Source organism: Nonomuraea africana (assembly GCF_014873535.1).
GTDB lineage: Bacteria > Actinomycetota > Actinomycetes > Streptosporangiales > Streptosporangiaceae > Nonomuraea > Nonomuraea africana.
Genome location: NZ_JADBEF010000001.1, coordinates 4,087,656 through 4,112,696, shown reverse-complemented (window position 1 = coordinate 4,112,696; position 25,041 = coordinate 4,087,656). Strand labels below are relative to the sequence as shown.

The window sequence follows — 25,041 nt, the reverse complement described above, 5'->3', positions numbered from 1 at the left end:
TCAGTCCTCCGGAAGGAGTTCGGGTGCCGGTGAGAGCGCCCGCAGCCGGTCGAGGACCGCGCGGCGGGCGTGGGCGAAGGCCGTGGGGCCGTCGCGCAGACGGGAGTGCGTGACGGCGGCCTCGCCGAGCGCCTCGATCTCGTAGGCCAGCTGGGCCGGATCGGCGCGTAGCTCGCCCCTGTCGACGGCCTCCCTGACGGTGTGCTCCAGGTAGTCGAGCCAGTCGTTCATCGCCTCCGCGACCCGGTCCTTGACCGGGCCTGGCTTGTCGTCGAACTCGACCTGGGCGACGAAGAAGAAGCAGCCGCCCGGCAGGACGCCGTCCCTGTAGAAGGCGAGCCTGGCCTCGTGCAGGGCGAAGACCCTGCGCACGCCCTTGGGAGCGGCGGCGGCCGGAGTGATGACGTGCTCCACCCACTGCCGCGCCGCCCACTCGACGGCGTCGAGCTGGAGCTGTTCCTTGTCGCGCCAGTGCGCGAAGAAGCCCGACTTGCTGACGCCCGCCGCCTCGGCGAGCCTGCCCAGGCTGAGGCCGCCCAGGCCGTCGACCGAGGCCAGCGCCACCGCGCTGCCCAGAATCGCCTCGCGGCTGCGCTGCCCGCGCACTCTGCGCCCGTCTGCCATGCGGCCAGGCTAACACAATACGACCGATCGGTCGTTCTTATTTATTCCTGGCCGGTCGTGCTAAGTTTTGGCCATGCGGTCAGAAAATGAGGCGGGCGGTCAGAAACCGCGCTCCTTCATCGAACAGGCGCGCCGCGCCCAGATCATGGCTTCGGCCATCGAGGTCATCGCCGAGGTCGGCTTCGCCAAGGCCTCCCTCGCCCTCATCGCCAAGCACGCGGGCATCAGCAAGGGCGTCATCTCCTACCACTTCTCCGGAAAGGACGAGCTCATGGAGCAGGTCGTCGACCACGTCTACTCGGGCATCGCCGACTTCGTCCTGGCCAGGATGGAGGGCGAGAACACGGCCACGGGGCTGCTGCGCACGCACATCCTCACCGTCGCCGAGCACATGCGCGACCACCGCGTCCAGCTCATGGCGCTGGGGGAGATCTTCCACAACCTCCGGCTGCCCGACGGCTCACCCCGCTACGGCGTCGCCGCCAACGAGGAGCTGTACGAGTCGCTGGAGCGCATCTACCGCTTCGGCCAGAGCACCGGCGAGTTCAGGGAGTTCGACCCGCGCGTCATGGCGATCACCCACTCCTCGGCGGTGGACAACATGTTCGCCTACTGGGCGGTCCACCCCGAGCACGACCTGGACGCGCACGCCAGAGAGCTCGTCGAGATCTTCACCAGGGCGGTCCGATGAAGCGCCTGGCCTACGTCGACAACCTGCGCGTGGTCCTGACCGTCCTGGTCGTCCTGCACCACGTCGCCGTCACCTACGGCAACATCCCCGTCTGGTACTACGTGGAGCCCGCCCAGGACCCCTCGGGGCAGCTCCTCGACCTCCTGGTCATGGTCGACCAGGCCTTCTTCATGGGCTTCTTCTTCCTCATCTCCGGCTTCTTCACCCCCGGCTCCCACGACCGCAAGGGCGGGGCCGCCTTCCTCAAGGACCGGCTGGTACGGCTGGGCATCCCGCTGCTCGTCTTCGTCGTGTTACTGAGGCCGCTGGTCACCTTCGGCATCTACAGGGAGATGGACCTGCCGTACTGGCAGTTCTACCTCGCCTCGTGGGACCCGGGCCCGATGTGGTTCGTGGAGGTGCTGCTCGTCTTCGCCGCGATCTACGCGCTCGTCCGCCGCCACGGCAGGACCCCTCGCCCCGTGCCCCAGGGGGCGCCGGGATTCACGGCGATCGCCGGCTACACGCTCGCCCTGGCGCTCGTCACCTTCCTGTGGCGGCTGGTCGTGCCCACCGGCCTGTACGTGCCGGTACTCGGCCTCCCGACGCCCTCGCACCTGCCCCAGTACGTCAGCATGTTCGTGCTCGGCGTGCTCGCCTTCAGGCACGGCTGGTTCGACGCGCTGTCGAAGCGGGCCGGCAGGCTCGGCTTCGCCGCGATGGGCGCGGCCACGCTGGTGCTGCTGCCGGTGCAGTTCGCCACGAGGGGCGCGGTGTCGGGGCTGGCGCAGGCCGCGTGGGAGGCGGTGTTCGCGGTCGGCATGATCATCGGCCTGCTCGTGACGTTCCGCGAGCGCTTCGACCGCCAGGGGCCGCGTGGCAGGTTCCTGTCCGGCCAGGCCTACACCGTCTACATCATCCACCCCCTCGTGCTGGTCGGCCTCGCCTACGCCTTCAGCGGGCTGCAGGCCGCCGCGATCGTCAAGTTCGCCGTCGTCGCCGTCCTGGCGCTGCCGCTGTGCTGGGGACTGGCCGCCCTCGTGCGCGCGCTGCCGGGAGCCAAACGGATCCTTTGACTTCTCCCCGCCATGATTGACGGGGATGCTCCCGCCTCGCGGCAGGGTGTTTACTGCTGCTTCTACGCCGCTTGCGCGGTGGAGGTTTCGGGCGGTGCCAGGGTCGGGATTGCCGTTCCTGGTCTTACCTGCCCTTCACAGTCGTTTCGGGTGTCCGCCAGCCCGGCGGCCACGTCGTTCGGGGACCGAAGGCGGATGCCTTCGGCGAGGATGTTGAGCGCGGCGGCGATGTCGTGGTCGTGGTGTTCGCCGCAGGAGGGGCAGTCCCATTCGCGGACGTCCAACGGGAGTTTCCCGACCTGCCAGCCGCAGCACGGGCACAGCCGGGAGGAGGGATACCAGCGGTCGATCCGGATGAACGCGCGCCCGTACCGGGCGGCTTTGCCCTCCAGGAGCCGCAGGAACGCGCCCCAGGAGGCGTCGTTCACGGACTTGGCGAGCATGCCCCGCGCCAGCCCCCGCACCGCCAGACCTTCGACCGCTACCGCTTGGTTCTCGCGGATGATCGTGGTGCTGGTTTGGTGCAGGAAGTCTCGGCGGGCGTCGGCGACGCGTCCGTGCTGGCGCGCGAGCTTGATGCGGGCCTTTGTGCGGTTGGCGCTCCCCTTCTGCTTGCGCGACAGGGCGCGCTGGAGTTTCTTGAGCTTGCGCTCCCGGCGGCGCAACCAGCGCGGGTTGGCGATCTTCTCGCCGGCGGAGGTGACGGCGTAGTGGGTCAGCCCGAGATCGATCCCGGTGTCGGTGTCCACTTGCGGGAGCTGGTGGGCGTCGTCATCGAGTTCGATCACGAACGACGCGAAGTACCGGCCGCCCGCGTCCTTGATGATCGTGACGCTGGATGGTGCGGCGGGCAACTCGCGCGACCAGCGGACCTCGACCTCGCCGATCTTCGCGAGATACAACGTGCCGTGATCGCGGAGTTTGAAGGCGTTGGTGTTGAACCGCGCCGACTGGCGATGGTCGTGGCGGGACTTGAAGACGGGCAGGCCCATCCTCGGACCCCGGCGCTTGCCGTTCACCGACTCGAAGAAGTTCTTGTACGCCACGTCGAGGTCCCGTAGCGACTGCTGCAACGGCACCGGGGAGACTTCCCCGAGCCACTCCCGCTGAGGGGTCCGCTTCGCGGCGGTGATGCAGATCTTCTGCAACTCCACGCCGCCGATCCGGGACCGGTTGGTCTTCCACGCCGCTTTCCGCCGCGCGAGCGCGTCGTTCCACACCGCGCGGACACACCCGAACGTCCGGGCCAGCGACTCCCGCTGGGGCGCGTCCGGGTACAACCGGTAGTTGTAGCGCAGCTTCACCGCACACCACCCCCTTTTCGCGACCTTGACGTCCCACGGACTCGAACACGTTATCGTCGGGCCTGGGACCGTGTCAGACGAATACCGGCGCGGCGGACGGGCGGTTTCCGCGACGTCCATCTGGTCGTCGTGACCAGATACCGCAGGGACGTGTTCACCGCCGAGATGCTACGCCGCCGCGCAGACGTCATGATCGAGGTCTGCGCCAGCTTCGAGGCCGAACTCCGCGAGGTCAACGGAGTAGACGACCACGTCCACCTCCTGGTCCACTACCCGCCCAAGATGGCGGTCTCCAAGCTGGTCAACTCGCTCAAGGGTGTCTCCTCGCTCTACCTGCGCAAGGAGTTCACCGGCCGCGTCAACCGGGCCATCATGCACGGCCACTTCTGGTCGCCCAGCTACTTCGCCGCCTCCTGCGGCGGAGCCCCACTGGCCGTCATCAGGGCCTACATCGAACAACAGCGCCGACCAACCTGACCGTCCCAGGCCCGCGACGCGCTCCCGACTACCCCCGCCTACCGGTGGGCCATCCCCTGACGGGGACCGCATTCATCCCCGGACTGAAGGGCCGAGGCCTTCTGCGGACCTTCTGTAAACGCCCGCGAAGCTGGGCAGGAGATACACATGCGACTCCGATCACGCCTCCACCGGCTCGACAAGCACCTGTTCGCCGCCGTCGCGCAGGCCAGGCTGCCCGGCTTCGAGCGCGTCCTGCCGCCGCTGTCGCGAGCCGCCGACAACGCGCTGCTCTGGGCGGGCATCGCGGGCGGGTTCGCGCTCAGCGGCAGGCGGCGGCTGCGCAGGGCGGCCACCAGGGGCCTGCTCGCCGTCAGCCTCGCCAGCCCCCTGGTCAACCTCGCGGGCAAGCAGGCCTTCGCCCGCAAGCGCCCCGCCTCCGACACGCTGCCGCTCGCCAGGCTGCTCAGGACGCCGCTGTCGGCCTCCTTCCCCTCGGGCCACTCCGCCTCCGCGGCGGCCTTCGCCACCGCCGTGGCGCTGGAGGCCCCCGTCGTGGTCGCCGCGCCCGTCGCGCTGCTCGCGTCCGCGGTCTGCTTCTCCCGCGTCTACACCGGCGTCCACTACCCGGGCGACGTGCTGGCGGGCGTCGCCATCGGCGTGGCCACCGGCCTGCTCACCCGCCGCGTCTGGCCCGAGGCCGGCGAGGCGGGCCGGGCGCGCGCCTCGGCCACGGCGCCCTCCTTCGACCTCGACCCCCTGGGCGACGGCCTCGCCGTCGCGGTCAACCCGGAGGCGGGCGACGCGGCGCGCGTCCTGCGCGAGGCCTTCCCCCGCGCCGAGTTCGTCCCCATGGACTCGGTCGACAAGGCCGAGGGCAAGGCGCTCGCCGTCGCGGGCGGCGACGGCACCGTCAACAGGGGCGCCCAGGCGGCCCTGGAGCACGGCCGCCCCCTGCTGGTCGTCCCGGCGGGCACGCTCAACCACTTCGCCACCGAACTCGGCATCGAGGACGCGGACGAGGCCGTCGCCGCCTATCGCGGAGGCGACCTGGTCGCGGTCGACGTGGGCGAGGTCGCGGGCGGGGTCTTCGTCAACAACGCCAGCCTCGGCATCTACCCCGACCTGGTCGACCTGCGCGAGGCCAGGCAGAAGCGCGTCGGCAAGTGGCCCGCGCTGCTGTGGGCGCTGGGCGAGGTGCTGGGCCGCGACGCGGCGCCCTTCGACGTGGTCGTGGACGGCGTGCCGTACCGGGCGTGGCTGCTGTTCGTGGGCAACTGCAGGTACGGCTCGCGCGGCGCCGCCCCGGGGCGGCGCCTCCGGCTGGAGGACGGGGTGCTGGACATCAGGCTGATGACCGCCGCCCGTACGCTGCCCAGGCTGCGCGCCTTCGGCAGTGTGGTGGGCGGACGGCTCGGCCTGTCGCGCCACTACCGCCAATGGCAGGCCGACACAGTGCGGGTCGAGACGCCTTCGGGCGAGGTGCGGCTGGCCCGCGACGGCGAAACCCTCACCGTCCGTGGCCCCCTGGTCTTCACCAAACGCCCCCGCTCCTTGCACGTCTTCAGATGACCTTCGGCCCGCGGAGGGTTCATGGGCCCCCAAAGAACCCCGGCCCGCGCCCCACTGAGCCGGGTTCCCGGGCTTCGGGGGCACGTGGGTTCGGGGATGACCCAAAGAACCCCAGCCCGCGTCCTGCGTATGCGCGGGTTCCCGGGCTTCGGAGGGCGCCCGTCTTCCGGAAGACCCGGGGGAGTGAGTGATCCCCTGGGGGACTCCGGCCCGCGTCCTGCGTGAGCGTGGGTTCCGGTTTCCCCGAGGGGGCTCACATCAGGTTGGTGTCCTTGTAGAAAGCGTCCAGCGTGTCGCTGAAGTGCTGCTCGACGACCTTCCGCTTCACCTTCAGGCTCGGCGTCAGCTCCCCCGTCTCCACGGTGAAGTCCTTCGCCAGGATCGCGAACTCCTTGATCGTCTCGTAGCTGGCCAGCGACTCGTTGACCTGCTTGACGGCCTTGGCCACCTCCTCCCTCATCCGCGGATGCTCGCGCAGCTTCTCCGGGTCGTCCGGCAGCCCCTCGGCCGCCGCCCACGGCTTGACGACGTCCATGTCGAGCGTCACCAGCGCGGTGCAGAAGTTGCGCCGGTCCCCATGCACGAAGACGTGCGACAGATAAGGGCAGGCCGCCTTGATGCGCCCCTCGATGTAGGTGGGCGCGACGTACTTGCCGCCCGAGGTCTTGATCAGTTCCTTCTTGCGGTCGGTGATGCGCAGCCGTCCCGCCTCGTCGAGTTCGCCGATGTCGCCGGTGCGCAGCCAGCCGTCGTCGAGCGTCGCGGCCGTCTCGTCGGGCAGGCCGTGGTAGCCGCGCATGATGCCGCGGCCGCCGACGAGGATCTCGCCGTCCTCGGCGATGCGCACCTCGGTGCCGGGAAGCGGGGGGCCGACCGTGCCGAACTTCACGCTCTCGGGCCGGTTGAGGAAGCTGCCGGCCGACGACTCGGTCAGGCCGTACCCCTCGAGAATGGTCAGTCCCGCGCCGTCGAAGAACTCGGCGATGTCCTGCGACAGGGGAGCCGAGCCGGAGATGAAGTAGCGGATGCGCCCGCCGAAGCGGGCCCGCAGCTTGCCGAAGACCAGCCGGTCGGCGAGGGCGTACTCGAGCCGGGTGGTCAGCGGGATCGCCGCCCCGCGCTGGCGGGCCTTGCTGACCCTGATGCCCGTCGCCTTGGCCCAGTCGAAGATGCGCAGCTTCGCGCCGCCCTCGCGGCGTACGGTCGCCGCCACCGTGTTGTGGATCTTCTCGAAGATGCGCGGCGCGGCGGCCATGAACGTGGGCCGCAGCTCGCTCAGGTTGTCGGCGATCTTGTCGAGGCGGCCGTCGATCGCGGTCGGCACGCCGATGTCGATCATCACGACCTGGAGCAGCTTGCCGAAGGAGTGCGACAGCGGCAGCCACAGGAAGTGCAGGTCGTCGGGGCCGATGAGGTCGATCTTGCGGACCGCCTCGGCGGCGTACAGCCAGTTGTCGTGGCTCAGCTCGACGCCCTTGGGCCGGCCGGTGGTGCCCGAGGTGTAGATGAGCGTCGCCAGGTCGTCCGCCTTGATCGAGTCGATCATGGCGTCGTAGTCGCCCTCGCCGCTGACCTGGTCGAGCGGGATGACCCAGCCGTCGTCGCTCGCGGTGCCGTCCACGACCAGGACGTGGCGGACGTCGGGCAGCTCCTTGCGGACCGAGGCCAGCTTGGCGACCTGGTCGTCGTTCTCGGCGACCACCAGCGTGCTGCCCGAGTCGTTGATCACGTACGCGCACTCGGCCGCGGTGTTGGACGGATAGATCGTCGTGGTCGCCGCGCCCGTCGAGAGCACCGCCAGGTCGGTGAGCACCCACTCGAGGCGGGTGGAGCAGAGGATGGACACGCGCGACTCGGCGCTCGCGCCCAGCTCGGCCAGGCCGAGGGCCAGCGGCCGGACCCGCTCGCCCACGTCGGCCCACGTCAGCGAGGCCCAGCCGGATCCCGCCGGGTGGCGATAGGCCTCGGCGTCGGGGGTGGCCTTGATCCGGTCGCGCAGCAGAGAGGGAATGCTGGACATTCCTGACCTCCGGTGGGGAGTGACGGCTTGGTGCGCACTCTAGGCCGAACGCACTGTGTCAGTCGATGGCCGGGATCGGTTACGTTCTGCCGACTGTTCGGTGAACGCCTCGATCTCCACTCTGGCGACAACACCAACAGGAAGGCACACCCCCCATGCCTCGCACCGCCGCTCTGCGCGCCCTTCAGCGCATCGCCGCCGATCATCACGCCGCCCGCCGTCTGGGCATGCCGGTCGAGGAGGTGCGCGGGCTCGGCCGCCGGGAGCTGCTCAGGCGCGCCGCCCTGGCCGGTCTCGGCGTGACCGCCTTCGCCGCCACCCCCGCCGCCGCCCTGGCCGACGTCGGGGCCGACGTCGGGGCCGAGGCGCCCAGGCCGCCGCTCAGGCCGGCCAGGATCGCCGTCGTCGGCGCGGGCATCGCGGGCCTGACCGCCGCGCTCACCCTGCGCGACGCGGGGGCCGAGCCCGTCGTCTACGAGTCGAACACCCGCGTCGGCGGCCGGATGTACACCCAGCGCTCGCTCTGGCTGAACGGCCAGACCTCCGAGATCGGCGGCGAGCTCATCGACGTCGAGCACAAGAAGATGCTGGAGCTGTGCCGCCGCTTCAACCTCCAGACGGTCAACTTCGCCGGGTCGGGGCCCAACGGCGCCGAAGAGGTCCTGCACGTCAACGGCCACTACTACCCGCGCTCGCAGGCCGACGCCGACTTCAAGGAGATGTACCAGGACCTCCACGCCGACCTCATGGCCGCGGGCGAGGTCAAATGGAACAACGCCACGCCCGAGGGCATCGCGCTGGACAACATGTCCATCCGCGAGTGGATCGACTCGCGGGTGCCCGGCGGCTACGCCTCCGACCTGGGCAAATTCCTCGACGTCGCCTATAACGTGGAGTACGGGGCCGAGACCACCGACCAGTCGTCACTCGCGCTGATCCTGCTGCTCGGCTACCAGCCCAACCCCGGGCACTTCAACGTCTGGGGCCTGTCGGACGAGCGCTACCACATCGTCGGCGGCAACGACCAGCTCCCGCAGGCCATCGCCGCCTCGCTGCCCGCGGACAGCGTGCGGACGGGATGGCGGCTGCTTGCCGTACGGGCCAACGCGGACGGCACCCAGACGCTCACCTTCGACGGCGGCAGGACGGTCACCGCCGACCACACGATCCTCACCGTGCCGCTGCCGATCCTGCAGGGCCTCGACCTGTCGAGGGCGGGCTTCGACGCCAGGATGACCAACCTGCTGCGCGACGCCCGCATGGGTTACGTGACCAAGCTCAACATGCAGTTCTCCACCCGCCCGTGGCTCGGCACGGGTCCGTGGGACGGGGTGTCGGCCGGCGACTGCTTCACCGACCAGCCGTGGCAGCAGTGCTGGGACACCACCAAGGCGCAGGCGGGCACCACCGGCGTCCTCATCCAGTACGGCGGCGGCGCCAACGCCCGCGCGCTCAACCCCGCCACCGCCTTCCCGACCCACACCGACCCCTACGTCCGCACCCTCGCCGCCTCGGTGCTCGACGGCATCGACACCGTCTTCCCCGGCACCAAGGCCCAGTGGAACGGCAGGGCCCAGCTGTCGGCCTGGCACAAGAACCCGCACGCGCTCGGCGCCTACTCCTACTGGCCCGTCGGCTACCTGCACAGGTACGCCGGGTACGAGGGCGTGCCCCAGGGCAACGTGCACATCGCCGGCGAGCACACCTCCTACGACTTCCAGGGCTTCATGAACGGCGGGGCCACCGAGGGGGAGCGCGCGGCCAACGAGGTGATCGCGAAACTGCGGTGATCACCCCTTGCGGGTGGATTTCCGGTCGCGTAACCTTCCGGAGTCGTATCACCGAGCCATGGAGGCTGTTGACGTGAGGATCTGAGGTCGCGGGCACCGCGCCGTTCCGCCCTGTCTCGGGGCCACGTGCGCACCTGGACCTCGGGCGTCTTCGCGGTGGTTCCCGCCAAGTCACGAAATGTCGACGTTTCTGACGGGAGCCTTCTGTGTCATATTCCGTGGTGATCGACCATGTCTCGTTCGGCTGGCCCGACGGGACCCAGGTGCTCGACGACCTCGACGCCGCCTTCCCCGCCGGCCGTACCGGCCTGATCGGAGTCAACGGCTCCGGCAAGTCCACCCTGCTCAAGATCGTGGCAGGGGAGCTCGCCGCCGCCTCGGGCACGGTCAGCGTGGCGGGGCGGGTGGGGTATCTGCCGCAGAACCTGCCTCTGCGCGCCGACCTCACCGTCTCCGACCTGCTCGGCATCAGCTCGACCAGGGCGGCGCTGCACGCCATCGAGTCGGGTGACGTCCGGGAGGAGCACTTCACGAACGTCGGCGACGACTGGGACGTGGAGGAGCGGGCCCTCGCGCAGCTGTCCGCGCTCGGGCTCGACGGCATCGGCCTGGACCGCGCGGTCGCGACCCTGTCCGGCGGCGAGGCCGTCATGGCGGGCCTGACCGCGCAGTTCCTGAACAGGCCCGACGTGCTGCTGCTCGACGAGCCCACCAACAACCTCGACCTGCCGGCGAGGCGGCGCCTGTACGCGGCCGTCGAGGCGTGGCAGGGGGTGCTGCTGGTGGTCAGCCACGACAGGGCGCTGCTCGACCTGGTCGACCAGATCGCCGAACTGCGCGAGGGGACGGTCCGCCTGTACGGCGGCACGCTGTCCGACTACGAGCGCGTGCTCGCGGCCGAGCAGGAGGCCGCCGAGCGCATGGTCAGGGCGGCGGAGGCGGACGTGCGCCGCCAGCACCGCGAGCTCATGGACGCCCGTACCAAGCTGGATCGCAGGGTTCGCTACGGCGCCAAGATGTACGCCACCAAGCGCGAGCCGAAGATCATCATGCAGGCGCGCAAGCGCGAGGCGCAGGTGTCCGCGGGCAAGCACCGCATCATGCACACCGAGAAACTGGAGGAGGCGCGTGAGCGGCTGACCGGGGCCGAGCAGGCCGTACGGGACGACGCGGAGATCCGCATCTCGCTACCCGAGACCGAGGTCCACGCCGGGCGGATGGTCCTGTCGTTCGACCTGACCGGCCCTGCCGGAACGGACCGCCTCGAGGTGCGCGGACCCGAGCGGATCGCGCTGCTCGGGCCCAACGGCTCGGGCAAGACCACGCTGCTCAAGGCGATCGTCGCGGCGGGCGTGGAGGTGCCGGTCGGCTACCTGCCGCAGCGGCTCGACCTGCTGGACGAGTCGCTCAGCGTGGTCGGCAACGTGCGGGCGCACGCCCCCTCCGCCTCGGAGAACCAGGTGCGCGCCCGCCTCGCGCGCTTCCTGTTCAGAGGCGCGCGGGCCGAGCAGCCGGTCGGCACGCTGTCGGGCGGAGAGCGGTTCAGGGCGACGCTGGCGGCGCTGCTCTCGGCCGAGCCGCCGCCCCAGCTGCTCCTGCTGGACGAGCCGACGAACAACCTCGACCTGTCGAGCGTCAGGCAACTCTCGCAGGCGCTGGCCGCCTACCGGGGCGCGCTGATCGTGGCCAGCCACGACCTGCCGTTCCTCGAGGGGCTCGGGATCACCCGATGGCTCCGGCTGGACCCGGACAGCGGTCTGACCGAACCGTAATTGACGGCAGGGGATCAGCCGGGCGATAGTGTGGCAGATGGTTGCCCCCCGGTTGATCTCCTGCACGCTCGTCGTGGCGACGCTGGCCTTGACCGCCTGCACCTCCACGGTCCAGGGCGCGGGGGAACCGGCGGCCTCCGGCGTCGCCAGTCCTTCCACCGGAGCCTCCACGCCCACCGCGCTCACCGCCGACGCCTACCGAGGCGCGCTGGGTAAGCAGCGCGACGGCGTGCGCGACGCGCTCTCGGACGTGGCCGCCGCCAAGACCATCAAGACGCTCGACGACCGCGTGGAACGTGCCGAAGAGACCCTGCGCGGGGCCGCGCAGAGCCTGTCGGCTCTCGCGCCGCCCGTGGAGGCGAGGGTCCAGCACGAGGCGTACGTCGCCAGCCTGCGCGACTTCACCACCGAACTGGGCACCACACTCGGCAGGGTGGGCGACAGGACCGTCTGTACGGCGGGCGGCGTGTTCGCCGACCTGTCGGGCAAACTCCAGGCCCTCGACCAGACCGGGAAGGCGCTGCGGGCGCTCGGCGACTACCCGGCCGACGTCGTGCCGGTGAAGGTGGCCAAGAAGCAGAACAGGCGCCTGGCCAACGGCACGTTCCTGCGCAGCGGGCAGCGCACCGGGCGCGGCTCCCTGCAGATCGACAACGGCGCCTCCCGTGACGCGGTGGTCACCGTGCTGCGCGGCAAGGCGAAGGCGTTCAGCGTCTACGTGCGCAGGAAGTCGTCGTTCAAGGTGCGAGGCGTGCGCGACGGGACGTACGAGGTGTACTTCACCCACGGCGCCGACTGGGACGGGCGGGCGTTCACCCGTTCGTGCAGCTTCGAGCGGTTCGAGAAGTCGGTGCGGTACCGGACGACCTACACCTCCACCCAGATCAGGTGGCACGACTGGCGGGTCACCCTCCACATGGTGAGCGGCGGCAACGCCCCCACGGCGACGGTCGACCCAGAATCCTTCCCCGGCTGAACCCCGGCCACCCGGGCCGGACATCGGCCTGATGTCGGTCCCCCGCCTGGCATCGGCCGGCACGCCTGGCATCGGCCTGACACCCCGCCGGCCCGGCCTGGTCCCGGTCGGTCCAGGACTACCTCGGCTGGCTCCCTCCGGCCTCGGCCGCGCCGGCGACCCTCGGCTGATGCGCCGGCCTGGGGCGTCCTCGGGCGATCCGAACGACTCGGGCCGACAAGGAAGGGCCGCGACCCCTGTCGAGGTCGCGGCCCTTTCACCAGGTCCTAGGAGGAGAACAGCATCCCGAGGAAGCTGTCCTTCTTGCGCCGGTGACCGTAGTGCCCGCCACCGTAGTGCGGAGCGGGCGCGCCCCAGGCGGGAGCCGCGGGGGCGCCGTGCGGGGGAGGCGGCGCGGCGGGCGGGGTGTGGTACTGGGACTCCATGCGAGTCAGGGTCTCCAGCTCGCCATAGTCCAGGAAGATCCCTCGGCAGTTCTCGCACTGCTCGATGTGGACCCCGTTGCGCTCGTAAGTCCGCATGTTGCCGCGGCACTTGGGGCACTGCATCAGGTTGATCTCCTTGCCCTCGGGCGGGATTTTCCTCGGTCGTGCGTGCGCCACTATGTCAGCCTTGGTTGAGGCCGACAATCCTGCCGCACGACTGGACCAACGATTGCTCCACATCGTCCAGTTCCCGCTTCTCGGCTTCGGCATGGGCGACGGCCACGGCGGCGAGCTGGACGGTCAGCGCCCTCGCGGGCAGGTCGAGCCGCGCCCATGGGTCGCCTGGATCGAGCGCGGGACCGCCCGAGGCCAGGTAGGAGTCGAGGAACCGGCTCCAGAGCTCGGGTTCGAGCAGTCCCGCGGCGTACCAGGCGGCGGGTCTGGCCAGATCCCACGCGGGGTCGCCGGTCCCCAGGTCGTCCACGTCGATCATGAGCCACCTGTCGTCCCTTCGCACCAGCTGTCCGAGGTGCCAGTCGCCGTGGGTGAGCAGGCGGGGGACCGGCTCGGGCTCGGGGAGGGCGGCGTGCGCCCGCCGTACCACCCGCTGGGCGGCGCCGTCCCCCGGCATCGCGGCCACCGCCCGCGCCATCCGCGCCGGCCCCGCGGCCTCCGGCAGCGGCGGCAACATCGTGAGAGGTACGGCGTGCAGCCGCGCGAGCAGGCGCGCGCCCTCCTCCCACGGCGCGGCGTCGGGGTCGTCGCGGGCCACCGGCACCCCGGTGGGCCACACGGTCACCGCCCTGCCGTCTAGCGTGTGCACCTCGGGGTCGAGCGAGGCGAGCAGCAGCCCGGTCAGCGCGGGCGCGTTGGCGGCCTTCAACCGCATCCGGAGCAACTCGGGATCGTCGCGGACCGAGTGCGCCTTCACCACCACCTCGCCGCGGCGCACGACCACCACGTCGCTTCTGGTCGGATGGGTGACGGGCGCGCCGGTCCCGCCGTACGCGCCCGCCATGCGCGCCAGCTCTGCCTCGAGATCCACGCGCACAGACTATGAGGTGATTCGATGCCGTTCTCCACGACCGGGCAACGGGGTTCCGCCCGGTTGGTCCTGCTCTGCGGGCTACCAGGGTCGGGGAAGACGACTCTGGCCCGGCGGCTGGCCGCCGAGCTGCCAGCCGTACGGCTCTGCCCCGACGAATGGCTGGCGGCGCTTGGGACCGATCTGTTCGACGAGGCCGCGCGCGACCTGCTGGAGCGGCGGCTCTGGCGGCACGCGGAGGAACTGCTGGACCTTGGCGTGAGCGTGATCCTCGAGTTCGGCTTCTGGGGGCGTGCGGAGCGGGACGAGAAACGGCTCGCCGCGCGGGCGCTCGGCGTCCCCGTGGAGCTGCGCTACCTGGACGTGCGGCTGGAGGAGCTGTGCCGCAGGGTCGAGGAGCGGACGGCAGCGGGCGGTTGGGGAGCGGCACCGATCACCAGGGCCATGATGGCGGGATACGCCGCGCTCTTCGAGGCTCCCGCCGAGGACGAACTGTCCCTCTTTGACGCCTCTGACCGGAATGGCGGGCGTTGATTTGACGGGTGGCGGAGGCGTACATAGAGTTCACCAGTCCCACCCAGCCGGCGTTGGCCGTCGGCTGCCCTCCTCGGGCCGGTTCGACAGAAATCAGATGTCGGCGTAGGTTTGAGGAGTCGCCCGGGAAACGGGGCGGTGGAAATTTCCGAAGGATTCGCGAAAAGAGTCAATTTGACTCGGACCGCGAAGACTGAAAGAATAACGACATAACGAAGCGAGCGCCACCGGGTGGGTGACGGTGAACGCGTCCGTTTCTTGAGAACTCAACAGTGTGTTAAAAGCCAGTGCATGATGCACAACCCCGTCCATTGGACGGATTCCTTTGGTTGGAACATTCATGTTTCAGCCGGGAGAAATTCTCAAACATTGTTTGGAGAGTTTGATCCTGGCTCAGGACGAACGCTGGCGGCGTGCTTAACACATGCAAGTCGAGCGGAAAGGCCCTTCGGGGTACTCGAGCGGCGAACGGGTGAGTAACACGTGAGCAACCTGCCCCTGACTCTGGGATAAGCCCGGGAAACTGGGTCTAATACCGGATACGACCGCCCCCGGCATCGGGTGGTGGTGGAAAGTTTTTTCGGTTGGGGATGGGCTCGCGGCCTATCAGCTTGTTGGTGGGGTAGTGGCCTACCAAGGCGACGACGGGTAGCCGGCCTGAGAGGGCGACCGGCCACACTGGGACTGAGACACGGCCCAGACTCCTACGGGAGGCAGCAGTGGGGAATATTGCGCAATGGGCGAAAGCCTGACGCAGCGACGCCGCGTGGGGGATGACGGCCTTCGGGTTGTAAACCTCTTTCAGCAGGGACGAAGTTGACGTGTACCTGCAGAAGAAGCGCCGGCTAACTACGTGCCAGCAGCCGCGGTAATACGTAGGGCGCAAGCGTTGTCCGGAATTATTGGGCGTAAAGAGCTCGTAGGTGGCTTGTCGCGTCTGCCGTGAAAGCTCGCAGCTTAACTGCGGGTCTGCGGTGGATACGGGCTGGCTAGAGGTAGGTAGGGGAGAACGGAATTCCTGGTGTAGCGGTGAAATGCGCAGATATCAGGAGGAACACCGGTGGCGAAGGCGGTTCTCTGGGCCTTACCTGACGCTGAGGAGCGAAAGCGTGGGGAGCGAACAGGATTAGATACCCTGGTAGTCCACGCTGTAAACGTTGGGCGCTAGGTGTGGGGGTCTTCCACGATCTCCGTGCCGGAGCTAACGCATTAAGCGCCCCGCCTGGGGAGTACGGCCGCAAGGCTAAAACTCAAAGGAATTGACGGGGGCCCGCACAAGCGGCGGAGCATGTTGCTTAATTCGACGCAACGCGAAGAACCTTACCAAGGCTTGACATCGCCCGGAAAGCTGCAGAGATGTGGCCCTCTTCGGACTGGGTGACAGGTGGTGCATGGCTGTCGTCAGCTCGTGTCGTGAGATGTTGGGTTAAGTCCCGCAACGAGCGCAACCCTTGCTCCATGTTGCCAGCACGCCCTTCGGGGTGGTGGGGACTCATGGGGGACTGCCGGGGTCAACTCGGAGGAAGGTGGGGATGACGTCAAGTCATCATGCCCCTTATGTCTTGGGCTGCAAACATGCTACAATGGCCGGTACAGAGGGTTGCGATACCGCGAGGTGGAGCGAATCCCTAAAAGCCGGTCTCAGTTCGGATTGGGGTCTGCAACTCGACCCCATGAAGTCGGAGTCGCTAGTAATCGCAGATCAGCAACGCTGCGGTGAATACGTTCCCGGGCCTTGTACACACCGCCCGTCACGTCACGAAAGTCGGCAACACCCGAAGCCCGTGGCCCAACCAGCTTGCTGGGGGGAGCGGTCGAAGGTGGGGCTGGCGATTGGGACGAAGTCGTAACAAGGTAGCCGTACCGGAAGGTGCGGCTGGATCACCTCCTTTCTAAGGAGCATCTGGTTGGAGGCGACAGTCTCCGGCCTACGTCGAGGTCATCAGCGAACGTCTGATGCTCGGCAGCTCATTAGTGGAGCACTGGCTACTCAACCAGGTCTGGTTGCCTGCGGTTCAGTACCGCCCTCGCGAGAGGGAGTGGGAACGGTCGTGAGGGGGCTGGGACTGGTTGGACACACTGTTGGGTCCTGAGGAAACGGGCCCTGCAGCCTTGCGAGGTTGCGGGTCTTGCTTCTTCTGGAGCACAGGACCACTGAACGACCAGGTTATGCCTGGTCGGGATGTGGTTGCTGTTTGTTGTTTGAGATTTGCATAGTGGACGCGAGCATCTTTGTGGCCAAGTTTTTTAGGGCACACGGTGGATGCCTTGGCATCAGGAGCCGATGAAGGACGTGGGAGGCTGCGTTAAGCCTCGGGGAGTCGCCAACCAGACGTTGATCCGGGGATGTCCGAATGGGGAAACCTAGCACCAGTCATGTGGTGTTGCCTCCGCCTGAATGTATAGGGCGGTTGGTGGTAACGCGGGGAAGTGAAACATCTCAGTACCCGTAGGAAGAGAAAACAACAGTGATTCCGTGAGTAGTGGTGAGCGAAAGCGGATCAGGCTAAACCGTTTGCGTGTGATAGCCGGCAGGCGTTGCGCAAGCGGGGTCGTGGGACCTTTCTGAAGGAGCTGCCGCTTCTTCGAGGAGTAAGAAATCCTTCCGATAGTTGAAGCCTCTGGGAAGGGGCGCCGTAGACCGTGAGAGCCGGGTAGACGAAATCGGATGGACTCCTGAAGGGGATCCCAAGTAGCACGGGGCCCGAGAAATCCTGTGTGAATCTGCCAGGACCACCTGGTAAGCCTAAATACTCCCTGATGACCGATAGTGCACTAGTACCGTGAGGGAAAGGTGAAAAGTGCCCCGGTGAGGGGTCGTGAAATAGTACCTGAAACCGTGTGCCTACAAGCCGTAGGAGCTTAGTCGTCTTCGGACGGCTGTGATGTGACTGCGTGCCTTTTGAAGAATGAGCCTGCGAGTTATGGTGTGTGGCGAGGTTAACCCGTGTGGGGGAGCCGTAGCGAAAGCGAGTCTGAATAGGGCGTTTGAGTCGCATGCTGTAGACCCGAAGCGGAGTGATCTACGCATGGGCAGGTTGAAGCGAGGGTAAGACCTCGTGGAGGACCGAACCCACCAGGGTTGAAAACCTGGGGGATGACCTGTGTGTAGGGGTGAAAGGCCAATCAAACTCCGTGATAGCTGGTTCTCCCCGAAATGCATTTAGGTGCAGCGTCACGTGTTTCTTGCCGGAGGTAGAGCACTGGATGGCCGATGGGCCCGACAAGGTTACTGACGTCAGCCAAACTCCGAATGCCGGTAAGTGAGAGCGTGGCAGTGAGACTGCGGGGGATAAGCTCCGTAGTCGAGAGGGAAACAGCCCAGATCACCGACTAAGGCCCCTAAGCGTGTGCTAAGTGGGAAAGGATGTGGAGTCGCAGAGACAACCAGGAGGTTGGCTTAGAAGCAGCCATCCTTGAAAGAGTGCGTAATAGCTCACTGGTCAAGTGATTCCGCGCCGACAATGTAGCGGGGCTCAAGTACACCGCCGAAGTCGTGGCATTGACCCCCTTGCGGGGTTGATGGGTAGGGGAGCGTCGTGCAGCCGGCGAAGCAGCAGAGTGATCTAGTTGTGGAGGCTGTGCGAGTGAGAATGCAGGCATGAGTAGCGAATGCAGGGTGAGAAACCCTGCCGCCGGATGACCAAGGGTTCCTGGGCCAGGCTAATCCGCCCAGGGTAAGTCGGGACCTAAGGCGAGGCCGACAGGCGTAGTCGATGGACAACGGGTTGATATTCCCGTACCCGCTTTAACGCGCCCATATCGAACCTCGTGATGCTAAGAGTCCTTAGCTCGGGCACGCCCTTCGGGGCAGCCGTCAGAGTGAACGCTCGATCCGATCGGGTAGTAGGTAAGCGATGGGGTGACGCAGGAAGGTAGTCCAACCCAGGCGATGGTTGTTCCTGGGGTAAGCATGTAGGGAGTGTCGTAGGCAAATCCGCGACACACGTATCCTGAGATGTGATGCCGAGCCGATTGTGGCGAAGTGGATGATCCTATGCTGCCGAGAAAAGCCTCTAGCGAGTGTTGTGGCGGCCCGTACCCTAAACCGACTCAGGTGGTCAGGTAGAGAATACCAAGGCGATCGGGTGAACTGTGGTTAAGGAACTCGGCAAATTGCCCCCGTAACTTCGGGAGAAGGGGGACCTCTGCTGGTGATGAAACTAGCTTTCTGAGCTGGTGGGGGTCGCAGTGGCCAGGGGGAAGCGACTGTTTACTAAAAACACAGGTCCGTGCGAAGTCGTAAGACGATGTATACGGACTGACGCCTGCCCGGTGCCGGAACGTTAAGGGGACCGCTTAGCCACGCAAGTGGCGAAGGTGAGAACTTAAGCGCCGGTAAACGGCGGTGGTAACTATAACCATCCTAAGGTAGCGAAATTCCTTGTCGGGTAAGTTCCGACCTGCACGAATGGCGTAACGACTTCCCCGCTGTCTCAACCGCAGACCCGGCGAAATTGCACTACGAGTAAAGATGCTCGTTACGCGCAGCAGGACGGAAAGACCCCGGGACCTTCACTACAGCTTGACATTGGCGTTTGGAGCGTCTTGTGTAGGATAGGTGGGAGACTGTGAAGCTCGGACGCTAGTTCGGGTGGAGTCATTGGTGAAATACCACTCTGGTCGTTTTGAACGTCTAACTCTGGTCCGTGATCCGGATCGGGGACAGTGTCTGGTGGGTAGTTTAACTGGGGCGGTTGCCTCCTAAAGAGTAACGGAGGCGCCCAAAGGTTCCCTCAGCCTGGTTGGCAATCAGGTGTCGAGTGTAAGTGCACAAGGGAGCTTGACTGTGAGACTGACGGGTCGAGCAGGAGCGAAAGCTGGGACTAGTGATCCGGCGGTGGCATGTGGAAGCGCCGTCGCTCAACGGCTAAAAGGTACCCCGGGGATAACAGGCTGATCTTCCCCAAGAGTCCATATCGACGGGATGGTTTGGCACCTCGATGTCGGCTCGTCGCATCCTGGGGCTGGAGTAGGTCCCAAGGGTTGGGCTGTTCGCCCATTAAAGCGGTACGCGAGCTGGGTTTAGAACGTCGCGAGACAGTTCGGTCCCTATCCGCTGCGCGCGCAGGAGACTTGAAAGGGGCTGTCCCTAGTACGAGAGGACCGGGACGGACGAACCTCTGGTGTGCCAGTTGTACCGCCAGGTGCACGGCTGGTTGGCTACGTTCGGAAGGGATAACCGCTGAAAGCATCTAAGCGGGAAGCTCGCCTTGAGATGAGGTCTCCCACCACGAGAGTGGGTAAGGCTCCCGGTAGACGACCGGGTTGATAGGCCGGAGGTGGAAGCACGGTAACGTGTGGAGCTGACCGGTACTAATAGGCCGAGGACTTGACCACAAAGCATCTTGCTCGCGTCCACTACGCAATTCTGAGACAACAAGCACTGTCTCATGGGGTTGCGGCGGTTATAGCGCAGGGGAAACACCCGGTTACATTCCGAACCCGGAAGTTAAGCTCTGCAGCGCCGATGGTACTGCACTCGGGAGGGTGTGGGAGAGTAGGTCGCCGCCGCGCAATCTTTACATTATGGGAGTTGGGGTTCCACCGTCTGGTGGGGCCCCTTTTCTCGTTGTCGGGGGGTTCTGCCGTGTGGGCGGGACCCCCCTTTTTTCGTGTGCCGGGCCTGTTTGTGGTGGCGTCATGGCCGCGGCTGTTGCTTCTGCCCCGTGACCGAGGGCCCGGTGACACCGAGGGCCCCGTGACACCGAGGATTTTGAGAACCCTCCGCCCTAGGTGGCGGGACCCGTTTTTCGTGTGTCCGGGGTGATGCCTCAACGGCCGCTGCACGCACTCGATGGAGGCGTTCCCCTATCTGGAGGTTGGCTGTAGGTCCCGGCCGGGGACCGTGGCGCCCATGGTCACCTCCAACGAGCAACCGGCGGACGTGGAAACCACCTTACTGATCGGAACCGGTACTGGGACGGCGGAGCCACACTGCCGGCAGCCGGGAGAACGGGGTGTTCTAGGGTGGCGGTTCATGAGGATCGGATTCGCCGCCCCGGTGTCGGGGCCATGGGCCACGCGGGACAACCTGCGCAGGATCGCCATCCGGGCCGAAGAGCTGGGCTACCACGAGCTGTGGACCTTCCAGCGGCTCCTCTACCCCGAAGGCCATCGGATGGGGGCGACCTATCGCAGGGTGCACGATCCCCTCGTCGCCCTGGCCTACCTGGCCGGAGTCACCGAGACGATCCGCCTCGGCGTGGCGCTGGTGAACATCTTCGAGCCGCCCGTGCTGGTGGCCAAGCAGGTGGCGACGCTGCAGGAGGTCTCCGGCGGGCGGGTGACGTTCGGGCTGGGGCTGGGTTGGCTGCCCGAGGAGTTCGAGGCGATGGGGGTCGACTTCGCCAAGCGCGGGCGCAGGGGCGAGGAGTTCGTCGAGGTGTTGCGCGCGTGCTGGCGCGACGAGGTGATCCGGCACGAAGGGGAGTTCTACCGGGTCCCGGCCGCGCACATGGACCCGAAGCCGTCGCCGGTGCCGCCGCTGCTGCTCGGTGGTGGCGCCGAGGTCGCGCTGAGAAGGGCGGGACGGCTGGCGGACGGCTGGGTGAGCGCGAGCAGGGAGGACCTGGCGGGCATCGCGGAGAAAATCTACGTTGTAAAGGCGGCCGCCCGTGAGGCGGGACGCGACCCCGAGGTGTTGCGGTTCGTGTGCAGAGGCGTCACCAAGGTGAGTGATGCCGTCGACGGGCCGCCGTTGAGCGGGCCGTACGAGAAGATCCGGCAGGATGTGGCGGCGCTGGCCGAGCAGGGGGTGACGGAGGTGTTCCACGACCTGAACTTCGACCCCGCGATCGTGACCGCCGACCCGGAGGAGGCCATGCGCAGGGCCGAGGAGGCGCTGGAGGCGCTGGCTCCCTGAACCCACCGGAAGGGTCGATCGGTGCCCGGGGTGCCCGGCCATTCCGGTGCCCGGCCACGCCGGGCACCGGAGGCGTCACGTCGTGGACAGGTGGCGGTTCCACCAGTCGAGGATGGCCTCGAAGCGGGCCAGGCGATGGCTGGGCAGGCCCGAGCGGGACATCTCGTGTCCCTCGCCGGGGAACAGCAGCATCTCCGTCTCCACCCCCCGCAGCTTCAGCGCGACGAACAGTCGTTGCGCCTGCTCCACAGGGCAGCGCCAGTCGTTCTCCGAGTGGATGATCAGGAAGGGCATCTCGATCCGGTCGGCGTGGCTCAACGGGCTCTGCTCGCGCCACCCGCCCGGCTCGGCGCCGTAGAGATCGTGGGCGAACCACCAGCCGATGTCGCTGGAGCCGTGGAAGCTGTCGATCGCGTTGACGGCCCGCTCGCTGATCGCCGCCTTGAACCGGTCGCCGTGGTGGGCGGCCAGCCAGGTGGTCATGTAGCCGCCGTGCGAGCCGCCCTGGACGCCCACCCGGTCGGCGTCCAGGCCGCCGGTGTCGAGGGCGGCGTCCAGCAGGGCGAGCAGGTCGGCCGCCGAGACGTTGCCGACGTCGCCGAGGACGGCGGCGCCGTGGGCCTGGCCGTAGCCGGAGGAGCCGCGCGGGTTGCCCATGACGACGGCGTACCCGGCCGCGGCGTAGACCTGGGCCTCGTCGAAGAGGTGCCAGCCGTACTGGGTGAAGGGTCCGCCGTGGATCATCAGCAGCGTGGGGTGCGGGCCCTCGCCCGCGGGGCGGACCACCCAGCCGTGGACGGGGTGGCCGTCGGGAGCGGTGGTGTTGATCTCCTCGGGCGGGAGCGGGGTGATGGCGGAGAAGGAGGTGACCGTGCGCTCCTTGCCGTCGCGCAGCACGACGAGCTCGCCGGGGCTGTTCTGGTCGGCGACGATGGCGACGGTGGTGCCCGCGGCGTGGGCGGGCGCGAGGACCTCGCGCCTGCCCGAGATGAGGACCGTGGGCTCACCCCCGTCGTACGGCACCAGCAACAGGTCGCAGGCGCCGCGGTTCTCGGAGGGGAACAGCACGCCGTCGGCCGTGGCGACGATGGTGCCGTTGCGGGCCAGGTGGTACGGCTCGGCGGCGGTGAGGCGGCGTGGGGCGGCGGAGCCGTCGGCGGGCACAGAGTAGACGCCGTGGTGCCTGGCGATCAGGGTGCGGCCGTTCTGTCCCGGCTGGGCGGCGACGAAGCAGAGGGTGCCGCCGTCAGGGGTGAAGCGGGGCAGTCCGACCGAGAGGGTGGTGTCGGTGATCCGGCGCAGGCCGGTGCCGTCGGGCGCGCACGCCCACAGGTCGGAGTAGTGGTCGAGCTCGCGGCCGTCGTGGCGGGCGGCGGCGAAGGCCAGCTGCGCGCCGTCGGGGCTCCAGGCAGGCTCGTCGTGGTCGTAGTCACCCTCGGTCACCTGGACGGCGGGCGGGGTCGAGGTGCGGGAGGCGAACGGGTCGACGACGAAGACGTGGGACCTGCGGTCGGTGAAGAAGCCGAGGTTGTCCAGGCGGTACTTCAGGGTGGTGATGCGGCGGGGGCGTTCCTTGTCCGGCTTGGTGTCGCCGTACCTGCCCTCCTCGGGCACGCGGGCGACGAACGCGAGCCGCCGAGAGTCGGGGCTCCACGTGGGCTTGCCGGCGCCGAGCGGCTGGTCGGTGACCCGCCAGGGCTCGCCGCCCGCGGTGGGCATGACGTGCAGCTGGGGCTTGGCGCCGTTCTCCGCGCGGGTGAAGGCCAGCCACCTGCCGTCGGGGGAGTAGGCGGGCTCGGCGTCGCGGCGGCCGCCGGTCAGCTGGCGGGGTTCGTCCGAGCCGTCGGTCGGGACCAGCCAGAGCTCACCGCGATATTCGTCGGCCTCGAGGTCGGGCCGGGTGACGGCGACGACCGCGTGCGTGCCCTCAGGGGACACGCTCGGGGTGCCGAGAATGTGCAAAAGGGAAAGATCGCTGGGTTTCATGACGGAGACCCTATCCGTAGGGCCTCAGCGGCGACCGCATGGCGTAGCTCCCTGATGCCGGGGCGGCCGCGGACCGGGTGGACCGCGTTGGTGAGCAGGACGACGGTCAGCCGGTGGACGGGGTCGACGACCAGCGAGGTGCCGGTGAAGCCGGAGTGGCCGAAGGCGTCGGTGAGGGGGCCGACGACGGCAGGGTCGCCGATGCGGACGCCGAGGCCGTGGCGGAAGGGCGCGCCCTCGACGCCGTGGTCGCGGGTCATCTCGCCGTTGAGCGGGAGGTGGCCGAGGCGGAGGGCCTCGCCGAAGCGGAGCACGTCGTCGGCGGTGGAGAAGACGCCCGCGTGGCCGGCGACGCCGCCGAGGGAGTGGGCGGTCTCGTCGTGCACCTCTCCGATGGCGCGGTGGCACTCGGTCTTGGCGATGCGGGAGAAGTCCGCGGGCACGGGGCCGGGCTCCCCGGAAACGCGCAGGCGGCGGTAGCCGGTGTCGGTGAGGCCCAGCGGCGCCGTCACGCGCGTCCGGACCAGCTCGTCCAGCGGCGCCTCTCCCGCGACCTCCGCGATCCGTCCCACCGTGACCATGCCGACGTCGGTGTACAGGTAGGGTCCGCCGACCGCCGAGGTGATCGGGGTGGCGAGGATGGTGTCCAGGCGCTCGGCGGGCGGGACGTGGTCCACCCGGTGCGTCGGCTGCAGGCCCGCCGTGTGCGTGAGCAGGTGGCGCAGGGTGATCCGCCGGCGGTCGGTGTAGAAGGCGGGCAACCACCTGGCCACCGGGGCGTCGAGGTCGAGCCTGCCCTCCACCACCAGCGAGAGGATCACCGAGGTGGTGAACAGCTTGCTGATGGAGGCCAGGTCGAAGATCGAGTCGCGCCGGGCGGGAGGGCGGACGGGCGCGAGCGTCCCGTCGGGGTCGCTGTAGCGGACCAGCTCGCCCGCGGCCTCGGCGGCCACGACCTCGCCGTCCACGGCGATCACCGCGACCGCGGCGGGTACGACCGAGGGGGTGGCGGCGGCCAGGATGTCAGCGAGCATGTCGTACCTCCCCGAGCCGGGAGCCGTGCGACTCCAGCAGCGTCCTGGCCTCGTCGGCGTCGACGCCGTGCTCGATCATCACCACCGCGATCTTCGCCTGGCCGCCCGCGGCCTCCAGCGTCTCGCGCGCCGTCTCGGGGGAGACGCCGGTGATGTCGCTGACCATCCGGGCCGCGCGCCCGGCCAGCTTCGCGTTCATGGCGGACATCTCGATCATGTTGTTCCCGTAGGTACGGCCCAGCCTGATCATCGAGATCGTGGAGATCATGTTCAACACCAGCTTCTGCGCGGTGCCGGCCTTGAGCCTGGTCGAGCCGGTGACCACCTCGGGCCCCACGACGACCTCGATGGCGTGCCCGGCGGCGGCCGAGAGGGGCGTGCGGTGGTTGCACGACAGCGCCACGGTGAGCGCGCCCCGCCTGGCCGCCTCGGCGAGTGCGCCGAGCACGAAGGGCGCCCTGCCGCTGGCCGAGATGCCCACGACCGCGTCGAGCGCGCCGACCTCGAGCTCGGCGAGGGCCTCCTCGCCCGCGGCGACGTCGTCCTCCGCTCCCTCCACCGACCTGGTCAGCGCGGGGAGCCCGCCGGCGATGACGCCCTGCACGAGTGAGGGGTCGGTGCCGAAGGTGGGCGGGCACTCCGAGGCGTCGAGGACGGCAAGGCGGCCGGAGGTGCCGGCGCCGACGTAGAGCAGCCGCCCTCCCGCCCCCATGCGGGCCGCGATCGCGTCGATCGCCGCCGTGATGTCGGGGAGCACGTCGGCGACCGCGGCGGGCACGGTGGCGTCGGCCTGGTTCATCAACTGGGCGATCTCCGAGGTCGGCAGCCGGTCGATCTGGCTGTAGCGCGGATCGCTCTGCTCCGTGGACAGCTCGGGGAGTGGATCAATCAT

16 protein-coding genes, 3 rRNA genes and 1 pseudogene are annotated in these 25,041 nt (G+C 68.1%); 12 read left to right on the top strand and 8 right to left on the bottom strand.

Annotation, left to right across the window (positions count from 1 at the left end; genetic code table 11):
• On the bottom strand, positions 1 to 624 hold the full coding sequence (locus tag H4W81_RS19450; RefSeq protein WP_192776122.1) for a TetR/AcrR family transcriptional regulator: 624 nt from the start codon (positions 622 to 624) through the stop codon (positions 1 to 3).
• Between the two features lie 73 nt (positions 625 to 697).
• On the opposite strand from H4W81_RS19450, the gene H4W81_RS19445 reads away from it, so the two are divergent.
• Together H4W81_RS19445 and H4W81_RS19440 are read left to right on the top strand one after the other, a co-directional pair.
• On the top strand, positions 698 to 1,315 hold the full coding sequence (locus H4W81_RS19445; RefSeq protein ID WP_192776121.1) for a TetR/AcrR family transcriptional regulator: 618 nt from the start codon (positions 698 to 700) through the stop codon (positions 1,313 to 1,315).
• Positions 1,312 to 2,370: an acyltransferase family protein gene (locus tag H4W81_RS19440; RefSeq protein WP_192776120.1), complete on the top strand. Its 1,059-nt coding sequence runs from the start codon at positions 1,312 to 1,314 to the stop codon at positions 2,368 to 2,370. Before H4W81_RS19445 ends, H4W81_RS19440 begins: the two co-directional genes overlap by 4 nt.
• 62 nt (positions 2,371 to 2,432) lie before the next feature.
• Here H4W81_RS19440 and H4W81_RS19435 read toward each other — a convergent pair whose 3' ends face one another.
• Entirely contained in the window at positions 2,433 to 3,674 is a 1,242-nt protein-coding gene (locus tag H4W81_RS19435; protein ID WP_192776119.1) for an RNA-guided endonuclease InsQ/TnpB family protein, read from the bottom strand.
• A 70-nt stretch (positions 3,675 to 3,744) separates the two neighbouring features.
• Here H4W81_RS19435 and tnpA point away from each other — a divergent pair.
• Together tnpA and H4W81_RS19425 are read left to right on the top strand one after the other, a co-directional pair.
• Positions 3,745 to 4,151 (top strand): annotated as a pseudogene (tnpA, locus tag H4W81_RS19430) (IS200/IS605 family transposase).
• Between the two features lie 147 nt (positions 4,152 to 4,298).
• The gene (locus tag H4W81_RS19425) at positions 4,299 to 5,702 is read left to right on the top strand and encodes a bifunctional phosphatase PAP2/diacylglycerol kinase family protein (protein ID WP_192776118.1); all 1,404 of its coding nucleotides are present in this window, start codon (positions 4,299 to 4,301) and stop codon (positions 5,700 to 5,702) included.
• Between the two features lie 253 nt (positions 5,703 to 5,955).
• Here H4W81_RS19425 and H4W81_RS19420 read toward each other — a convergent pair whose 3' ends face one another.
• Positions 5,956 to 7,722 carry an AMP-dependent synthetase/ligase gene (locus H4W81_RS19420; RefSeq protein ID WP_192776117.1) on the bottom strand — a complete coding sequence of 589 codons (1,767 nt, stop codon included), beginning with the start codon at positions 7,720 to 7,722 and terminating at the stop codon, positions 5,956 to 5,958.
• Positions 7,723 to 7,877: 155 nt separating this feature from the next.
• Between H4W81_RS19420 and H4W81_RS19415 the strand changes: the two genes are divergently transcribed.
• The 3 genes from H4W81_RS19415 to H4W81_RS19405 all read left to right on the top strand — a co-directional run bounded on the left by H4W81_RS19415 (position 7,878) and on the right by H4W81_RS19405 (position 12,260).
• Positions 7,878 to 9,512 carry a flavin monoamine oxidase family protein gene (locus tag H4W81_RS19415; protein ID WP_192776116.1) on the top strand — a complete coding sequence of 545 codons (1,635 nt, stop codon included), beginning with the start codon at positions 7,878 to 7,880 and terminating at the stop codon, positions 9,510 to 9,512.
• Between the two features lie 206 nt (positions 9,513 to 9,718).
• Positions 9,719 to 11,284 (top strand): ABC-F family ATP-binding cassette domain-containing protein, encoded by a 1,566-nt coding sequence (locus tag H4W81_RS19410; protein WP_192776115.1) that lies wholly within the window; start codon positions 9,719 to 9,721, stop codon positions 11,282 to 11,284.
• Between the two features lie 37 nt (positions 11,285 to 11,321).
• Complete coding sequence (locus H4W81_RS19405; RefSeq protein WP_192776114.1) at positions 11,322 to 12,260, top strand: hypothetical protein; 939 nt, start codon at positions 11,322 to 11,324, stop codon at positions 12,258 to 12,260.
• A 266-nt stretch (positions 12,261 to 12,526) separates the two neighbouring features.
• On the opposite strand, the gene H4W81_RS19400 is transcribed toward H4W81_RS19405, so the two are convergent.
• Both H4W81_RS19400 and H4W81_RS19395 read right to left on the bottom strand, forming a co-directional pair.
• Positions 12,527 to 12,862, bottom strand: a complete 336-nt coding sequence (locus H4W81_RS19400) for a TFIIB-type zinc ribbon-containing protein (RefSeq protein ID WP_397129339.1) — start codon at positions 12,860 to 12,862, stop codon at positions 12,527 to 12,529.
• 4 nt (positions 12,863 to 12,866) lie between these two features.
• The gene (locus H4W81_RS19395; RefSeq protein ID WP_318781823.1) at positions 12,867 to 13,730 is read right to left on the bottom strand and encodes an aminoglycoside phosphotransferase/kinase family protein; all 864 of its coding nucleotides are present in this window, start codon (positions 13,728 to 13,730) and stop codon (positions 12,867 to 12,869) included.
• Between the two features lie 24 nt (positions 13,731 to 13,754).
• On the opposite strand from H4W81_RS19395, the gene H4W81_RS19390 reads away from it, so the two are divergent.
• The 5 genes from H4W81_RS19390 (at position 13,755) to H4W81_RS19370 (ending at position 21,129) form a co-directional block, all read left to right on the top strand.
• Positions 13,755 to 14,264: a P-loop nucleotide/nucleoside kinase family protein gene (locus H4W81_RS19390; protein WP_192776113.1), complete on the top strand. Its 510-nt coding sequence runs from the start codon at positions 13,755 to 13,757 to the stop codon at positions 14,262 to 14,264.
• A 370-nt stretch (positions 14,265 to 14,634) separates the two neighbouring features.
• Positions 14,635 to 16,156: ribosomal RNA gene (locus tag H4W81_RS19385) — 16S ribosomal RNA — on the top strand.
• Positions 16,157 to 16,500: 344 nt separating this feature from the next.
• Positions 16,501 to 19,604, top strand: a 23S ribosomal RNA gene (locus H4W81_RS19380).
• A 60-nt stretch (positions 19,605 to 19,664) separates the two neighbouring features.
• Positions 19,665 to 19,781: ribosomal RNA gene (gene rrf / locus H4W81_RS19375) — 5S ribosomal RNA — on the top strand.
• Together the 16S, 23S and 5S rRNA genes form the textbook arrangement of a ribosomal RNA operon.
• A gap of 463 nt (positions 19,782 to 20,244) precedes the next feature.
• Entirely contained in the window at positions 20,245 to 21,129 is an 885-nt protein-coding gene (locus tag H4W81_RS19370) for a TIGR03619 family F420-dependent LLM class oxidoreductase (RefSeq protein ID WP_192776112.1), read from the top strand.
• 75 nt (positions 21,130 to 21,204) lie between these two features.
• Here the strand turns inward: H4W81_RS19370 and H4W81_RS19365 are convergent, their stop codons facing one another.
• Genes H4W81_RS19365 through murQ form a run of 3 tightly spaced genes read right to left on the bottom strand, consistent with a single transcriptional unit; the run spans position 21,205 to position 25,041 of the window.
• Positions 21,205 to 23,115 carry a S9 family peptidase gene (locus H4W81_RS19365; protein WP_192776111.1) on the bottom strand — a complete coding sequence of 637 codons (1,911 nt, stop codon included), beginning with the start codon at positions 23,113 to 23,115 and terminating at the stop codon, positions 21,205 to 21,207.
• A complete protein-coding gene (locus H4W81_RS19360) occupies positions 23,112 to 24,149 on the bottom strand; it encodes a serine hydrolase domain-containing protein (RefSeq protein ID WP_192776110.1) in 1,038 nt (345 codons plus the stop codon). Before H4W81_RS19360 ends, H4W81_RS19365 begins: the two co-directional genes overlap by 4 nt.
• Positions 24,139 to 25,041 carry an N-acetylmuramic acid 6-phosphate etherase gene (gene murQ / locus H4W81_RS19355; protein WP_192776109.1) on the bottom strand — a complete coding sequence of 301 codons (903 nt, stop codon included), beginning with the start codon at positions 25,039 to 25,041 and terminating at the stop codon, positions 24,139 to 24,141. Before murQ ends, H4W81_RS19360 begins: the two co-directional genes overlap by 11 nt.

Excerpts from the sequence above, each read along its gene's own strand:
- H4W81_RS19405 (WP_192776114.1), top strand. The coding sequence starts at position 11,322 with ATGGTTGCCCCCCGGTTGATCTCCTGCACGCTCGTCGTGGCGACGCTG.
- H4W81_RS19425 (WP_192776118.1), top strand. The coding sequence starts at position 4,299 with ATGCGACTCCGATCACGCCTCCACCGGCTCGACAAGCACCTGTTCGCC.
- H4W81_RS19390 (WP_192776113.1), top strand. The coding sequence starts at position 13,755 with ATGCCGTTCTCCACGACCGGGCAACGGGGTTCCGCCCGGTTGGTCCTG.
- H4W81_RS19450 (WP_192776122.1), bottom strand. The coding sequence starts at position 624 with ATGGCAGACGGGCGCAGAGTGCGCGGGCAGCGCAGCCGCGAGGCGATT.
- H4W81_RS19365 (WP_192776111.1), bottom strand. The coding sequence starts at position 23,115 with ATGAAACCCAGCGATCTTTCCCTTTTGCACATTCTCGGCACCCCGAGC.
- H4W81_RS19445 (WP_192776121.1), top strand. The coding sequence starts at position 698 with ATGCGGTCAGAAAATGAGGCGGGCGGTCAGAAACCGCGCTCCTTCATC.
- H4W81_RS19360 (WP_192776110.1), bottom strand. The coding sequence starts at position 24,149 with ATGCTCGCTGACATCCTGGCCGCCGCCACCCCCTCGGTCGTACCCGCC.
- H4W81_RS19415 (WP_192776116.1), top strand. The coding sequence starts at position 7,878 with ATGCCTCGCACCGCCGCTCTGCGCGCCCTTCAGCGCATCGCCGCCGAT.
- murQ (WP_192776109.1), bottom strand. The coding sequence starts at position 25,041 with ATGATTGATCCACTCCCCGAGCTGTCCACGGAGCAGAGCGATCCGCGC.
- H4W81_RS19440 (WP_192776120.1), top strand. The coding sequence starts at position 1,312 with ATGAAGCGCCTGGCCTACGTCGACAACCTGCGCGTGGTCCTGACCGTC.
- H4W81_RS19420 (WP_192776117.1), bottom strand. The coding sequence starts at position 7,722 with ATGTCCAGCATTCCCTCTCTGCTGCGCGACCGGATCAAGGCCACCCCC.
- H4W81_RS19370 (WP_192776112.1), top strand. The coding sequence starts at position 20,245 with ATGAGGATCGGATTCGCCGCCCCGGTGTCGGGGCCATGGGCCACGCGG.